General features: G+C 39.4%; 11 protein-coding genes. 1 reads left to right on the forward strand and 10 read right to left on the reverse strand.

Features of this window, described 5'->3' with window-relative positions:
* Position 1 precedes the first annotated feature (1 nt).
* From BUF13_RS02645 to BUF13_RS02680, 8 genes are all read right to left on the reverse strand, one after another.
* Positions 2-1564 carry an alkaline phosphatase family protein gene (locus tag BUF13_RS02645; protein WP_073570185.1) on the reverse strand — a complete coding sequence of 521 codons (1563 nt, stop codon included), beginning with the start codon at positions 1562-1564 and terminating at the stop codon, positions 2-4.
* 2 nt (positions 1565-1566) lie between these two features.
* On the reverse strand, positions 1567-3000 hold the full coding sequence (locus tag BUF13_RS02650; RefSeq protein ID WP_073570186.1) for a hypothetical protein: 1434 nt from the start codon (positions 2998-3000) through the stop codon (positions 1567-1569).
* A gap of 273 nt (positions 3001-3273) precedes the next feature.
* Positions 3274-4275 carry a Gfo/Idh/MocA family protein gene (locus tag BUF13_RS02655; RefSeq protein WP_073570187.1) on the reverse strand — a complete coding sequence of 334 codons (1002 nt, stop codon included), beginning with the start codon at positions 4273-4275 and terminating at the stop codon, positions 3274-3276.
* A 110-nt stretch (positions 4276-4385) separates the two neighbouring features.
* Positions 4386-5504 (reverse strand): acyltransferase family protein, encoded by a 1119-nt coding sequence (locus tag BUF13_RS02660; protein ID WP_073570188.1) that lies wholly within the window; start codon positions 5502-5504, stop codon positions 4386-4388.
* Positions 5505-5507: 3 nt separating this feature from the next.
* Positions 5508-6845 (reverse strand): Gfo/Idh/MocA family protein, encoded by a 1338-nt coding sequence (locus BUF13_RS02665; protein ID WP_073570189.1) that lies wholly within the window; start codon positions 6843-6845, stop codon positions 5508-5510.
* Entirely contained in the window at positions 6835-8010 is a 1176-nt protein-coding gene (locus BUF13_RS02670; protein WP_073570190.1) for an N-acetylglucosamine-6-phosphate deacetylase, read from the reverse strand. Before BUF13_RS02670 ends, BUF13_RS02665 begins: the two co-directional genes overlap by 11 nt.
* A complete protein-coding gene (locus BUF13_RS02675) occupies positions 7998-9320 on the reverse strand; it encodes a sugar MFS transporter (RefSeq protein WP_073570191.1) in 1323 nt (440 codons plus the stop codon). Before BUF13_RS02675 ends, BUF13_RS02670 begins: the two co-directional genes overlap by 13 nt.
* Before the next feature lie 100 nt (positions 9321-9420).
* Complete coding sequence (locus tag BUF13_RS02680) at positions 9421-10116, reverse strand: glucosamine-6-phosphate deaminase (RefSeq protein WP_244547791.1); 696 nt, start codon at positions 10114-10116, stop codon at positions 9421-9423.
* Between the two features lie 259 nt (positions 10117-10375).
* Here BUF13_RS02680 and BUF13_RS02685 point away from each other — a divergent pair, with 259 nt between their 5' ends.
* Positions 10376-13441 carry a VPS10 domain-containing protein gene (locus BUF13_RS02685; protein WP_073570193.1) on the forward strand — a complete coding sequence of 1022 codons (3066 nt, stop codon included), beginning with the start codon at positions 10376-10378 and terminating at the stop codon, positions 13439-13441.
* An 84-nt stretch (positions 13442-13525) separates the two neighbouring features.
* Here the strand turns inward: BUF13_RS02685 and BUF13_RS02690 are convergent, their stop codons facing one another.
* A complete protein-coding gene (locus BUF13_RS02690; protein WP_208327356.1) occupies positions 13526-14338 on the reverse strand; it encodes a polysaccharide deacetylase family protein in 813 nt (270 codons plus the stop codon).
* Positions 14339-14349: 11 nt separating this feature from the next.
* On the reverse strand, positions 14350-15240 hold the full coding sequence (locus BUF13_RS02695; RefSeq protein ID WP_073570194.1) for a DUF1684 domain-containing protein: 891 nt from the start codon (positions 15238-15240) through the stop codon (positions 14350-14352).
* Positions 15241-15470: the final 230 nt, after the last annotated feature.

Below are 15470 nucleotides of genomic sequence, written 5' to 3' on the forward strand. Positions count from 1 at the left end.
ATCAAGAGGTCTTTTTAGATCCCGTTGATTTGGTATTAAAAATTTGATTGAAATTCTTCTGGATATAGGTAAGTGGATGCTCTGTTGAACTTGGGGTTTTACCACTGAGTTTTTGAACCATGTTAGCCATCGTGCGGTGAAGATCATTAACATGATCTATGTCCACTTTGGTCGTCCCAGATACTGGTTGAACAGAAGGAAATTCAGTTCTTGGAGTGGCTAAATTCAAAACTCCCGATAAACTTGGAGCAGCCTTATCCCTTTCGGTCAAGTTTCCTTGAAGTTGGAAACATTCCTGAATGGTTTTGATCACCGAAGTATGATCATATGGAGTGTATCCACTTGGTCTAGCTATTAAACCTTCCTGAATATATGGATTCACTAAGACGCATGGAACTCTCACCCCGAATCTATTAAAAAGAAAACCATCTTGCCCAGGAGGATTTGTTGGATCAGGATTTTGCGCTTCTCCTGGTGGAGGAACATGATCATAGCAGCCCCCATGTTCATCATATGTTATGATCAATAGAGTGGACTCAAAACAAGGAGATTGCTGAACTGCATCGTATATATCTGCGATGAGTTGTTCGCCTGGCCGGATATCAGTTGGTGGATGTTGATCATTTTGATCATCCCCTCCAAAACTTGGCTCTAAGAATGAATAACTAGGAAGTTTCCCACTTTTACATAGCTGATAGAACTGATCCAAATTCCCGAAATTCGAATTGAATTTTGGGTCATGAAGTGCTGTCATACAAAGTCGGGTCAGACTAAAATATCCCTCTCCAAACTCTCCGTCGGCATCTTTTGCTTTTTGTTTTTCAGATTCAGGCATCAGATTGTTGCCAAAAATTCCCCAACTCAAATCAGTTCTTCCCTGATCAATTGCTGTTTGAATTTGGTTGAAAATAGTTTGATGATCAGTAAAAGCATTTGGATCATTGTTCACATTGCCCCCAGAAGTTGCAGCATGGATAAAACTCCTATTCGGCAAGGTTTGACTTGGAATAGAGCAATGGTAATTGTCACAGACAGCAAAACCTTTTGCCAGTCCTGAAAGCACCGGAGTTTGAGCTGGTGTAAAACACTTCATGATATTCCGAGGATTGCTCGGTTGATCACCAAAGGTGTATGCTCCATATAACATGGCATTCTGATAATTCTGTACAAAACCCATGTTGACTGGGTCAGGCGGATAAAGCTGAGCCACATTGTAATGGCTGAACAACTGGTGATTGGTGTCTTTAAACCCTTCCCCAGGGTCTGGATCTGGCAAACAAAAGTTAACAGGATTGTTCACCGGTTTTCCATAACTGTATTTTACCTCCCCGTTCTGTTCGATTGGGACTTTTTCAATGAACGGAATTCCATCCGAATCAATGTTATTCAAAGGATTCCAAAGGCCATAATCAAGTCCTTCAAAATCTTGTCCATTAGGTGGATCCTGATCGTGGTACAACCAACCTAAAAGATTGTCAAATGATCTATTTTCCAGCATCAAGACTACTATGTGCTTGATGTTTTGCTGCAAACGTGCGGTTTGATCTTCTAAATATTGGCTCATGATCAATCTAGTTGAGGTACATTGATTTTTAAAGAGCCGTCACGATTCATTTCTACAGGTAGCCTTTCAAATTCTGAAGTCCAATAACCTTCTACTTCTTCATCCTTCCATTCTGTGAAATACCCAAGTGCCAATGAAACTTGAAGTGAAAAATCACATGATGTTGCATCTGCAGTGTACGGGGTTGCACATTCCAGATTTTTAAAATAATCGATGAATTCCTCAGCTTGAGTCTCTGTCAGTTTGGTTAATTGTCCCAAAGCATTGGTGTCTCCGATAAATGATTCTTTCGGTACCAATGCTGCTATTTGTGGGAATTCTGCTGTTGCATGACAAGACATACAAGAAGAAGTATTCAAATCCACTGGACCATCCAGTCTTCCGCCCCAGCCTAAGTGTTGTGGAGGTAATTGAGTAGAATCAGGATTGATTTTGGTTTGCTTCAGATTGGGGTTGATGATGGTTTTAGTCACCGGATATGGATTGATGAAATTCGTGGTGTCCTGAGGATCATTCCCAAATTGAATTCCAACGGGAACCAGGTTTTCAGCTCTAAAAGAGCCTTCTTTTCCATTATTCAGCTTGCCATTGTAGCAGAAGGTACCAAAGACCCATCCAGTGCCATATTGATCAGCTCTAGGATCGCGAACCATCACATCCATTTGAATCAGATGCATTTTTTTGACAACTCTTCCAGTATCCTGACCATTATTCCAGGTTGGTGTGATATAAGCATTCCAGGTCATAGGATTGACCAAATAGTCAACTTCTGACTCATCCGCATCTGTAAAAAGCAATTTGAAAATTACAGTTCCAACAGGGAATCCATTGGGTTTTTGTGTCGCATATGGATCTGGATTATCCTTGTCTTTCCACATTTGAGCCAATGTATATCCCGCAAATTCATTGTAAAATCCCAAAGCATAAGTTTGATGCGAAGTCTTTTGATCGGGGCCTAATTGATAAGGACCTATTTCTGCCTCTTTAGCCAATCCATGAAAACCCTCTGACCCTTGCGGACCCCAATGCATCCAAGGCATATGGTACCACTTTCTGACTTTTGATTCCTGAGCGATGAAATCGACATCAATCATACCTTCGAATGCATAATCTCTTACGGCATTGATATATTCCATCCATCTTTCATCGTCATCAAATGGAATATCAAAAAAGCTTGGAATCTGCGAGTCATCAGGCATCTCTAATGGATAATCCTGACTCAATTTGAACACACGATCGTTGGGAAACTTAGAATGAAACTCGGCCGGACTGATCATCCTTCCAAAATCAGGAAAGTTATTTTTGACAAACTTTCCATTTGTTTCTTCAACTTTTTCAGTGGAGGTGCTTGGAGGAGAACAGGAATTTAAAATGAAAACTGTACAGGATAAATACAAAAGGTATTTAACCCTTTGGGGAAATTTGAAATAATACATACTCTAAAAGATTTATGGTTAATAAAAAATGAACTTAAAATGTAATCTAATTTAATGTTTTTAAGTCACTAAAAATCAATAAGTTATAAATAATAATAAACAGCTTTTTACTGTCTTTGAATTCAATAAAAATGTATTTGTATTATGAAAAAATAGAGAAAAAATATGGTTTTAAAAATTTTTATGGATTAATAATATTTCAAATCTTATTAAAAATGAGGCTTTTTATGGTAGGATTGCTAAACATAATTAATTCCTCCTGTCCTATTTATTTTATGTGATACTTCCAAGATTTACACTTGCCCCTTCTCTTCTTTTACTTTCGTCTGCTGCTTCCATAAAAGCATATATTTCTAATGTTTCAGCGTCAGAAACAGGAGATTTTCCAGTCTTGAAAAATTGTGCAATATGTATAGCTAAAGGCTCGTATCCTTCATAATTTCCTAAAACGAGGTTTCCTTCAGATCCAAAAGCAGTTCCTCCATATTCATGTTTTCCAGCTCTCATCCCTCTGAAAGTACCAATTCTCCCATCTTTCCATTTTCCTACCACCACTTCAGTTTCTGGAGTTTGAAATCTAGTTACTGATTCACATCCAGGCCCCATTACGGTAAAAAGGATTTCTACACCATGGATTCCGTACCAGAATAGATCAGGATGTCCCGGTTCCAATGTAGCTGGACTAAATGCATCGCATCCCAGTACTTTTCCGATTTTATTATCATTTCTTACCGCCTGTGCATTGCTCAAATAGCGCAAAGAAGAAGCAGAAAATATAGGGACTCCATTTTTCTCTGCCTCTTGGTAAATTTTCAAAGTGTCTGCATAGCTGGAAGCTACCGGTTTGTCTATGAAAAATGGCTTCTTGGCTTTAATCACTTGGAGAGCTTGTTCCAGTCTCGGTTTTCCATCGTTCGTCTCCAAAAGAACTACGTCCACTTTGCTCAATAATGAATCAATTGAATCCACGATTTCCACTCCTAATTCCTCTACTTGATGGATATAGTCCGGAATCCTTTTAAAACTCGATTCTATGTCTCTGCTTCCATAAGGATAGGCGGCTACAACTTTAAAACCTGCAAGTTCAGCTTTTGGGTTTTTAGCATTGAAGAGTTTTGTGAATGCCGGAGAATGGGAAGTATCCAAGCCAATTATTCCAATTTTTATCAGAGCATTTTGAGCTATTCCATCTTTCGAAAATGTAAATGTTCCCACACTTGCAGCAGCTCCCAATACCATGGATTTTTGAATAAAACTTCTTCTTGATGAATTCATAAACTATTGAAGTATAGATTGATAATATTATTTGTTTAAACTTAATTGTTGGATAGTTTCTTTTTAATGCATATTCAATATCGATTTTCCCTCCCCTGGCTTTTGTCTCTTCAAACTTTGAAGAATATCTTTCTTTTGTAGAGAAAATAAAGGAAAAGCCAAACGAGAAGCAATGCTCCTAAGCTTTCAAAAACTGGCATCCAGTTTTCACCAAAAGGCTTATAAAGTCCTTCGAAAAGCATCCTGGAAGTATATCGGAAATTGACAAATCGATAAACCAAATAAATGGTCAAACTATTCATCCCAATCACGACAAAAATGAAGGTCCACTTCTGGAATTTTAGGATATCAATCACCCAATAAAACAAGCCTAAAACGATGAAAGCCATCCCACCAGTCAGCATGATAAAGGAACTTGTCCACATTCTTTTGAAAATCGGGAAATGGAAGTTCCAGATAAAGGCAATCAATAAGAAGGCTATACCAAAAAACATCAATTGCTGAAGCTTTTTGCTATCAGTCCGATTGGGATCTTTTAGTATCTCACCAGCTTGAGCTCCAAAAATAGTCAAGCAGATGGCTGGTAAGGTGGTGAGAATTCCCAATTCATCGAAATTACCCTGAAGGAGCCTTCCAGGGAGAAAGGTCCTATCAAACCAACCGATCAAGTTTCCGTCAAAACTAAGATCTCCAGCTCCATAACCCGGGACTGGAACTAGAAAGACTGCAGCATAATATGCTATCAGAATCAATGCAGCCACCCCTAGCCTTTTGACCGAATCCAGATTTAGGTATAAAATGACGGTAACCAGGCCGGCAATACCAATTCTTCCCAATACGCTTCCCATTCTGATCTGATCCCATTCAAAGAATGGAAATGGCGCATTTTTATAGAGCATACCCAAGCCAATCAGGATCAAAGCTCGGATTGCAGCCTTTTTATAGATTTCCTTTTTGGGAAGGTTTTTCTCTTTGGCTTTTTTCAGTGAAAAAGGAATAGAAACCCCTGCCAGAAAAAGAAATAAAGGGAAAATGAAATCATAAAAGACAAATCCTATCCACTCAGGATGCTCAAATTGTTCAGCTAATCCATTGAGCCAAAGCCAATCTGTTTTGCCATGTAAACTCATGAAAAAGGCATCGGCACCGCAGATCATCAACATGTCAAAGCCACGAAGTGCATCTATGGAAATCAGTCGTTTTGAGGGTTTATTGAGTTCGAGGTCCATGGCTTATAAAGTTGGTTCCCATCCAGGTTGATAGTCTCTCCCCCAAAGTTTCATTGCCTCTGGATCGTTTTTAATTTTGCCTGTTGCCGTATCGATATTTAAAGCTCTACCGGTTCGGTATGAGATATTACCCAAATGGCAAAGCAAAACACTTTTTTTGATTTCTGGATAAGGTGAAATCAACGCATCTCCTTTATCTATCGCATTGATAAAGTTTTGAAAATGATCGACATCCATGTCAAAACCTGCCCCTTTTTGATCAACCACAATGTTGGTGGTAGGGTCCGCACTTTTGATCAATTCATTTTTGTTTTCATAGATTTTATAGGAATTGTTGAGGAGTTCGAGTGTACCGTTTTCTCCATGAAAAGATACCCCAGAACCCATTCCGTTGATACTCCTTGCATTGCAGCTTCGCCCCTCCCAAAGGATTGATTTTCCATCTTCGAAATCATAAGAAGCGGTTTGCGTATCAGGAGTCTGCCAATCGTCTTGATATTGGTATCTGCCACCATTAGAATAGACTTTTGAAGGATAATCGACTTGTAGCCCCCATCGAGCCAAATCCAAGAAATGGACACCGTTGTTGACGATTTCGCCTGTTCCCCAATTCCAGAACCAGTGCCAGTTGTAATGAATAAGATTGTCCTTGAATTCCTGTCTTGGAGCTGGCCCTTGCCATAATTCAAAGTTTAACCAATCCGGAATACTGGCAGGTTTTCCAAAACCAATCGAAGGTCTTGTGTTCGAATACCAAGTTCTCGCATAATAGACTCTCCCCAATGTTCCAGAATGTAATTCATTCATCGCTTCACGCACTCTTGGCCAAGATCTGCGCTGATTTCCCATTTGGACCACTTTTCCATATTTCTGAACGGCTTCAGTTAACAGATCCGCTTCAGCGGGATTGTGCGAGCCTGGCTTTTCGATATACACATGTTTTCCTGCTTGAAGTGCCATCATTGCCGCTGGCATATGCCAATGGTCTGGCATAGCAATGGTCACAGCATCCAAAGTCTTATCATCTAAGGCTTTTCTAAAGTCTTTTTCACCTTTTGGAGGATTGGGACTGCCCGATTTCACCGCCAGATCAATTCCTTTTTGCAAGGCATTGGTGTCCACATCACAGATGTAAGCGATTTCCACATTTGGAATCTTGGAGAGGGCTTGGATATGTTGACTTCCTCGACTATTAACCCCAATTACTGCAAGCCTGTATTTATCTTTCAAAGGATATGAGGATAGGATATTGAATGAATATGCCGGGACAATAGCGCCCAAAGCCACAGTGCTTGTTCCTACAGTTTTTAGAAAATTTCGACGATTGGATTTATTGCTCATGGTCTGTGATTTGATAGGAATTGGGAAAAGGTTCCTTTCCTGTTTTAAAAGTTTTATAAAGTTCGAATTGAGAATCTACTGTCTTTTTTAAGATGATGAGATCTTGTTTTTTGCTTGGTTCCCATGAAGGTGAATCAGGAAAAATATACTTTTCAGGCCATTGAGATGCCATTTTCCAAGCTTTCTGGATTGAGGCGAGCTGGTGCTCGATTAAGAAATTAAACCCTTGAAGTAGGTTCATGGCTGATCCTGCAAGCATTCCAGGTTTATCTCTGAGGTGTAATTTTCCTTCTTTGGTGAGTGTTACTTTTCCACCAACGGGTGTTTCATAATCACCCGGTTTCTTCCCTGCCAAAGCAACCGAATCACTTACCAAGAAGAGTTGATCTCCTTTGACTTTTTGGAAAACTTTGATGACTTCTTTAGGAAGGTGAAACCCATCAGCAATGATGCTTGCATGGAGTTGGTCTTCAGCCAATTGAGACCAAATGTAATTAGGATGTCTAGGAAGAATTCCGTTTGCTCCATTTCCCAAATGGGTTGACAAACTTGCCCCAGCTTGTACAGCATCTTCTATTTGTTGTTGATTGGCAGACGTATGACCAATAGAAACTTTAACCCCAGATTCTACACATTTTTCTATGAAAGAATTACTACCCTCCCATTCCGGTGAAAGTGTGATCAATTTGATTCTTCCTCCTGCAATATCTTGCCAATCCTGAAACCAGTCCCAATTTGGAGGACAAACAAATTCCTTGAAATGAGCTCCTCTAGGACCATCTTCTGGAGAAATAAATGGTCCCTCCATATGAAAACCTGGGATACATTTATCAAAGATTGAATCTGATTTGAGCAGGTTTGTTAGTTGTTGAAATAACTTTCCTATTTGTTCCTTACTATTGGTAATTACTGTAGGTAAATGGCTTGTAACCCCATTTTTTGCAAGTTCAAAAGGAATTTGACCTAGGTTCAAATAATCCTTTTGAACCAAATTATAATCATGCCCTGCATATCCATTGACTTGAATATCAAAGAATCCAGGACCAAAATAGAAGGCTGATTTTACAGGATTTTCAGATTTATTTATGGATTGGATTTCATTTTCATGAATCGAAATTTCATAGGAAAATCCATCCTCTATATTTTGGGCAATTAGCTTTTCCATGACTTGATTTGGTGACCTTTCACAGCATAAAAAACCAAATACAGATAACAGGGTAAAAGTACCCAATAGGCCATTTTCACCGAATACAAATCAGCGAAATAGCCATAAATCATAGGCATGATTGCATTTCCGCACAATCCCATGATCAGGATCGATGCTCCGACTTTGGTAAATCTTCCCAGTCCATCTAATGCTAGAGGCCAAATTCCAGCCCAAACCAGGGAATTTGCCAAACCCAATAAGACTACAAACAGGATTGAGATGTCAACTGTCATTCCCCAAAACTGGATGGGTCCACTAGCAAAGACGATGAGTAATGTGAGTACGGTTCCCAAAAGGGTACAAATCCTTAAAACATTTACCTGAGAGATGAATTTGGGGATTAGGGAAATCCCTATCAGATAGCCCAAGATGGTGAATGCCAAAGTGAATGATGGGAATACTTTCGCATCCAAGAGAGAGATCCCAAATGAATTAGCATAAGGGATGACTGTATCGATGGCAATAACTTGAGTCCCAACATGAAGGAAAATCGCAAAAGCTCCCAAAATCAAATGAGGGAATTGAAGGATGCTTGTTTTTCCTGAATTTGCTTGAGCTACTTCCTCGGATTCATGTTCTGTATCTATTTCAGGAAGTGGAGAAAATCTCACAAAGACTCCTAATGCAACCAAGACTGTGCCTACTACTGCATAAGGATTAATTACTCTTCGAATCAGCTCGGTGGTAGCGGCATCTTTGGCTTCGGGACTCATTTGATCCAGTTGTTGGAACAATTCGCTATCTCCCACCCGAAGAACCACAGCCGCAAATAAAATCGGTGCCAAGATCCCTGCTCCTTTATTGAAAATGCCCATGATACTGATTCGCTGGGCGGCTCTTTCTTTTGGTCCAAGAATGGTCACATAGGGGTTGGCTGCAGTTTGTAGGACTGCCAATCCTGTTCCCAAGGTAAAAAGCCCCAATAAAAACAGTTCATAAGTTTTGGTTAGAGCTGCTGGGATAAACAGATATGCACCAACTGCCATGGCAAAGAATCCGTACATCATTCCCTTTTTGAAGCCCACCGCCTTAAGGAGATAGGAAGAAGGAAGAGACATGACCAAATAGGAAATGTAAAAGGCAAAAGCGACTAAGTAAGAGTCAAAATTGCTGAGGGTAAAAGTGATTTTGAAATAAGGAATCAGGATTGCATTTACCCAGGAAACAAATCCAAAAATGAAGAAAAGCATGCCGATGATACCTATTGAAATCCAGGTATCTTTTTGACTAAGTGACTCTGCTTTTACTGCCGCGGGGCTTGAAGACATAAAGAATACAGATTGATTGAGTTATAAGGGGTTTTCGAAATGATTTTTCGGTTTTCCTTTAAATACAAAATTTTCACTCAATCAAACAAGTCTTTTCCCATCAAGTGCCTGAAAGTAAGGATGAAGATTCTTGATCCAGAAAAAGCCTGCAATCAGGATGATTTTGTAGTATTGAAGCTGGATGCATAGGATCTACTTCTCCTTCCAAACAATCTTTGACCGCTTGCGCTTTTCGCTGATCCGGAACAGAACAAATGATAAATCTGGACTTCATAATTTGATGAACCGACATTGAAATCGCTTTTTCTGGAACTGCTTCCAAGTTAGGAAACCAGCCTTCACCCAATTGTTGTTTTCTACAAGCTTCATCCAAATCGACTACCAAATAGGGTTTTTTGGTCCCAAAATCTGCCGGCGGATCATTGAAAGCTAGATGTCCGTTCTCTCCTATTCCTACAAAAGCCACCTCAATAGCATGTTTTTCGATTAGGCCTGCTAGTCTTTCACATTCCTTTTCAGGATCATTTTCTCCATTGATCAAATGGTAAGCTTTTAATTCAACCAAGTCAAAAAATCGTTCTTTCAGATATTTTCTAAAGCTCGCTGGATGGGTGATTGGCAGCCCTATGTACTCATCCAAATGAAAAACAGTCACTAAAGACCAATCAATATCCTTTTCCTTTAAGAGTTGATTGAGAGTTTCAAATTGGCTTGTTCCTGTCGCTAAAATAATGGAGGCTTCTCCTTTTGAGGCGATAGTGTTTCTAATCATTGAAGCTCCAATTTCGCCTGCCATTTGGCCTAAAATCTTTGAGTCTTTAGTTATTGTTTTGTGGATCATAAAAGTTGTAAGTGTCAAGTGTACTCTTCTATGATACTAGAAAATTTTGAAGAATGCATCCTTTAACCTCATTTGAAGAAAATTCATGTAAAAAGATATGTTTTGGATTTGGAGGAATCACCTTTCATCAGAAAGTCAGTCCAATCTCAAAAAGCTGCATCAATCACTAACCTGAATTTCGTAATTTCAGCTAAGATCAACTAACCTTAAGAGAATGAAAAAGAATTACCCTTACCCATGGGCCTTGGCGGGCCTATTTGGGCTATTTTTGTCCCCTTCATTGGGACAAGCCCAAGATCAACTCCCCGTTGATACAGCCTTTTACAGTAGTTATAAATGGAGAAATATCGGTCCTGACAGAGGAGGTAGATCTCTAGGATCTGCAGGAAGTCCAAGCAGACCTAATGAATATTATTTTGGAGCCACAGGAGGTGGATTATGGAAAACTGTAAACGGAGGAAATGATTGGTTTCCTGTTACGGATGGCCAGATTTCTTCTTCCAGTATAGGGGCCGTTGCCGTTTCCGAATCCAATCCAGATATAGTTTTTATCGGAGGAGGAGAAACTCAGCTGAGAGGTAGCATTACCCAAGGAGATGGAGTTTATAAATCTTCAGATGCTGGAAAGACCTGGACGCATATGGGTTTGAAGGAAACTCAGGCCATTTCAAGAATCAGAATTCATCCTAGCAATCCAGATATTGTTTATGTAGCTGCTTTGGGTCATCCTTACGGAGAAAATGAAGAAAGAGGCGTTTTTCGATCCAATGATGGTGGAAAAACTTGGGAAAAAGTTCTTTATGTCAGTGATAAGGCTGGTGCAGCTGATTTGATAATCGACAGTACCAATCCTGAAGTCCTTTATGCCTCTACTTGGCAGGTTTATAGAAAAGCCTGGAAAATGTGGGGAGGTGGACCTGATAGCAAGCTTTGGAAATCTACTGACGGTGGAGATACCTGGACGGATTTGACTTCTAATCCCGGAATGCCTGAAGGCCCAATCGGAAAAATAGGTGTAACCGTCTCCCCTGCCAATCCTAATCGCGTTTGGGCAATTGTTGAAGCAAATGAAGGAGGAGTTTTCCGTTCTGATGATGCTGGCGAAACTTGGGAAATGGTGAATAATGAAAGAAAGCTTCGTCAGCGAGCATTTTATTATTCTCGAATTTATGCCGATCCAAAAGATCCAGAAACGGTTTATGGATTGAATGTTGATTTTTGGAAATCTACTGACGGCGGTAAAACCTTTGATGTAGAAATCACTGTTCCTCACGGAGATAATCATGACTTGTGGATTGATCCCAATAATCCAAAAAGGATGATCAGCTCCAATGATGGAGGTGGTGTAGTGAGTATTGATGGAGGGGAAACTTGGACAGAAGAAGACTATCCAACGTCACAGTTTTACCACGTAATGGCTACTTCAGATGTGCCTTATCATGTAGCTGGTGCTCAACAGGATAATTCAACTTTGGCTATGCCTTCTGAAGGCTGGAATCACATGTCAGGAAGAGGCCCAAATCATGGTTGGCATTATGCAGTAGGCGGAGGAGAAAGCGGCTGGATTACCCAAAGTCCTACTGACCCAGATGTCTTTTATGCGGGTTCTCAAGGAGCCCTTTTGACTCGATACAATAGAGCTACAGGTCAGGTTAGAGATATTCAGGTTTACCCTAGGTTCTTTTCTGGTGAGCCAGCTTCTGCCCTCCCTGAAAGATGGCAATGGACATTTCCTATTATGTTTTCTCCTTTGGATCCATCCATTATGTATACCACTTCTCAACATATTTGGAAAACGACAAATGATGGACAGACTTGGGAAAAAATCAGTCCGGATTTGACTTATGCTGATCCAGAAACACTTGGTAAAACAGGTGGTGTGATCACCATGGATATGAATGGGCCTGAAATCTATGCGACAGTTTTTGCTTTGGCTCCATCACAACATGATGTCAATACCATTTGGGCCGGCTCAGATGACGGAATGGTTCATATCACTAGAGATGGTGGAAAAAACTGGGAAAATATCACCCCTCCAGATCTTCCTAAGTTTTCAAGGGTAAGTATTATCGATGAAGGGAAATTTGAACCAGGAACCTTGTATTTGGCAGCCAATCGCTATCAGGTAGATGATCGTCAGCCATATGTTTTCAAAACCAAAGACTTTGGTAAAAGCTGGACCAAAATCACCAATGGAATTGAAGATGGTCATTTTGCAAGAGCTATCAGAGAGGATCTGGAAAAGCCTGGAATTCTTTATTTGGCCACTGAGCATGGAGTTTATGTCTCTTTCAATGATGGAGAAATGTGGCAATCCCTACAGTTAAACTTGCCGGACACTCCTATCCGTGATTTGGTATTGAAAAATGATGATATAGTACTAGGGTCCCATGGACGAGGATTCTGGATTTTGGATGACATCCGACCTCTTCGTGATGCGATGGAGGTAGAGAAAACCAATCAAGTCACGCTCTTTCAGCCAGCGAATCCAATTCGTGGAGTCTACAATGCAGCAATTCAGTATTATTTGCCAGAAGAAGCTGATTCTGTAACTATCCATATCAAGGATAAGGAAGGGAATTTGATTCAAACTTATGTAGGTAAAAAAGATAGTAAAGGGAGAAATAATCCCGGTTTGAAAGCTGGTTTAAATACTTTCAATTGGGATATGCGCTATCCTGGAGCTACTGTTTTTGATGGGATGATTATTTGGTCAGCGAGACCACAGAGAGGGCCTATGGCACCGATTGGTGAATATTTGGTAGAATTAGAAGCACTTGGGTCAAATCCAGAAACTTCCTTTGAACTAGAAATGGATCCTAATCTGGAGGGTGTTTCTGCTGCAGATATTCAGGAACAATTTGATTTGGCAATTCAGATCAGAGATAAGGTTTCAGCTGCCAATGAAGCTGTTATTTTGATTAGAGAAATCAAATCTCAGGCTGAGGGAATCGAAGAATCTGCATCCAATCGAATCAAGAAAAAGTTGGGTGAGCTATTGTCTAAGCTTCAGGTAGTCGAGGAAGATTTGTATCAGGTGAGAAACCAAAGTGGTCAAGATCCATTGAACTTCCCTATCAAATTGAACAACCGACTAGCATCTCTTCAAAGAAGTGTTGAAAGTGGTCAAGCCAAGCCGACGGATGCTGCATATGTTGTATTTGAGGAATTGAGTCTGGAATTGGAAGGTCATCTAAAAAAACTAGATGAGATTCTTCAGAATGAATTGAAAGATTTGAATGAAATGCTTCCTGAGAAGATTGACTTAGAAAAGAAATAGTTCTTTGCTTTGAATATTTGTCATTCTTGGCGGAGTCGGAAAACCTTTGACTCCGCCATTTATGACCTAATATTGCCTATAAAATCAATATTTACTTAATAATTCATCAACCCTCACAAATTGATATCCTTTGGTCTTTAAGTCCTGAATCAGACTTTTTAACTCCAAGTAAAACTTCTCTTCCCTTGTTGGAGCAACTCCAATATGGCTTAATAATAAAAATCCGTTAAGCCCTTTTTCTTTATCGTAGCTTAAAATACTTTCCAAAATAACTTCATTGCTTCGGTAATTTTTTAGATCTGGAGTAGTGTAATCGGCATGAGAAAGCGTTCCCGGCGTGAAATTGATCAGTTGGAAACCTAATTCTTGTGTCCATTGGCTGATGCTGTCATTGTACCATTCATAAGGAGGAAGGAAATAATGGGCTTCATTTGGATTGATTCCAAATTTTTCCATCTCGGCATAGTTACCCATCAGATCAAGTTCGAATTCTTCTTTTGTGACCAAAAGACTATCTCTATTTTCCCAAGAACAATACAAAAGATGTTTATCTGAATGTGCTCCTAAATAATGGCCTTGAGTCTTTAAGTTTTGGATGATGCTTTTGAAATCTGGGTTTCTGTAAAAGTTACCTGTAAAGAAAAATGAAGCTAGTATTTCCTCCTCTTTCAAAGTGTTTAAGATGGTTTCTCCACCATCGGCAAATTCATCTCCAGAGAACATTAAAGCTATCATTCTTTCAGATGAATCTCCTCGGGTTATTCCTCCTTTTACCCAAGTGAATTCTTGCGATTGGGTAGTTGATTGAAAGGTTGCTGAATTTTTTTCTTTACATGAAGTAAATGATATTAAAGTCCATAATATCAAGTAAATATGAATGATATTAAGCTTCTTCATTTCCATTTTTATTAATGGATTTGAAGAACCTTAGGCATCTTTTCACCTGCTGGAATAGCAAAGTCTAATCTGTTGTCTTTTGGAGGAATGGGACAAGTTGCAAAACTGGTGAAAGCACAAGGTGGATTGTAGGCATAGTTGAAATCTAAGGCCAATTTTCCTGTACGATCCGGGAAGCCAACATACATATACCTTCCTGTTGGATAAGTATCCGCTAGATTGGTTTCATCTGAGAATATTACCCAGAGTTTTCCCTCTTCTTCCAAAGCGAGTAATTCGTAATCCACTCCATTAAAATTGAAAAGTATATGTCCCATGACATTCCAGTCATATTCTTGACCAAGTACATTGGTGATAGTGATGGATTCGTTGAATTTGGGAATAAACTTGGCCTCAAAATTCCACTCGGGATTGTAGTCATAGACAGGAATTCCATCAAATTGTTCGACTGCTGGATGTTTTAGATTTCTAACTCGAACCCCATATAATCCTCCCCTTTCTATGATGGACCATTTCCATTGACCAACTTTCAAAGCCAGGTCTCCATAATGCTCCTCGGGAAACTGCAGGACTTTTGAAGGCAGGTTAAATTTGCTCTTTGTTTCTGGGTTTGGGATAAACCAAACCGAATCAGATTTCATAATAAATGATCCGAGGTTCTTTTCATTGGGATTTGATTCCAAACTCAAATTATTCCCAGCCTCATTAAGCGTTGTCTTGTTTTCTTCTAACCAAAATAATCCGGAAAGATTGAGCCATCCATTTTCTGTGGTAATCTCCTCAAACCTATCTTTTTTCCAAGGTTCAAAGCCTGCACTCCCCAAATGAACAACCTGTGCATAACTGCTAAAAGAGGAATTGGAAAGGAAGATTAATGGTAGAATTGCTTTTAAAAATTTCATTTGGTAGGGTAATAAATTAAGCGGAATGAAATTACAAAGAAGGCTTTCAATTCAAAATTTTCTTTAAGCAAAGTACTTAATAATTCATTAAATCTAGTTTTGAATAAAATTGTACTATTAGTTTATAAATTGAATTTATATAATTTAAATATTAAGAATAAAAAATCATAAATAGGTGATAAACAATATTTTATAGGAGTTTTGAGCTTGGTATTAATGTGATTATTTTA

Source organism: Algoriphagus zhangzhouensis (assembly GCF_900148515.1).
GTDB classification, from domain to species: Bacteria; Bacteroidota; Bacteroidia; order Cytophagales; family Cyclobacteriaceae; genus Algoriphagus; species Algoriphagus zhangzhouensis.

Coding starts and splice junctions, on each gene's coding strand:
- BUF13_RS02650 (WP_073570186.1), bottom strand. CDS start 3,000: ATGTATTATTTCAAATTTCCCCAAAGGGTTAAATACCTTTTGTATTTA.
- BUF13_RS02645 (WP_073570185.1), bottom strand. CDS start 1,564: ATGAGCCAATATTTAGAAGATCAAACCGCACGTTTGCAGCAAAACATC.
- BUF13_RS02690 (WP_208327356.1), bottom strand. CDS start 14,338: ATGAAGAAGCTTAATATCATTCATATTTACTTGATATTATGGACTTTA.
- BUF13_RS02675 (WP_073570191.1), bottom strand. CDS start 9,320: ATGTCTTCAAGCCCCGCGGCAGTAAAAGCAGAGTCACTTAGTCAAAAA.
- BUF13_RS02660 (WP_073570188.1), bottom strand. CDS start 5,504: ATGGACCTCGAACTCAATAAACCCTCAAAACGACTGATTTCCATAGAT.
- BUF13_RS02680 (WP_244547791.1), bottom strand. CDS start 10,116: ATGGCAGGCGAAATTGGAGCTTCAATGATTAGAAACACTATCGCCTCA.
- BUF13_RS02695 (WP_073570194.1), bottom strand. CDS start 15,240: ATGAAATTTTTAAAAGCAATTCTACCATTAATCTTCCTTTCCAATTCC.
- BUF13_RS02670 (WP_073570190.1), bottom strand. CDS start 8,010: ATGGAAAAGCTAATTGCCCAAAATATAGAGGATGGATTTTCCTATGAA.
- BUF13_RS02655 (WP_073570187.1), bottom strand. CDS start 4,275: ATGAATTCATCAAGAAGAAGTTTTATTCAAAAATCCATGGTATTGGGA.
- BUF13_RS02665 (WP_073570189.1), bottom strand. CDS start 6,845: ATGAGCAATAAATCCAATCGTCGAAATTTTCTAAAAACTGTAGGAACA.
- BUF13_RS02685 (WP_073570193.1), top strand. CDS start 10,376: ATGAAAAAGAATTACCCTTACCCATGGGCCTTGGCGGGCCTATTTGGG.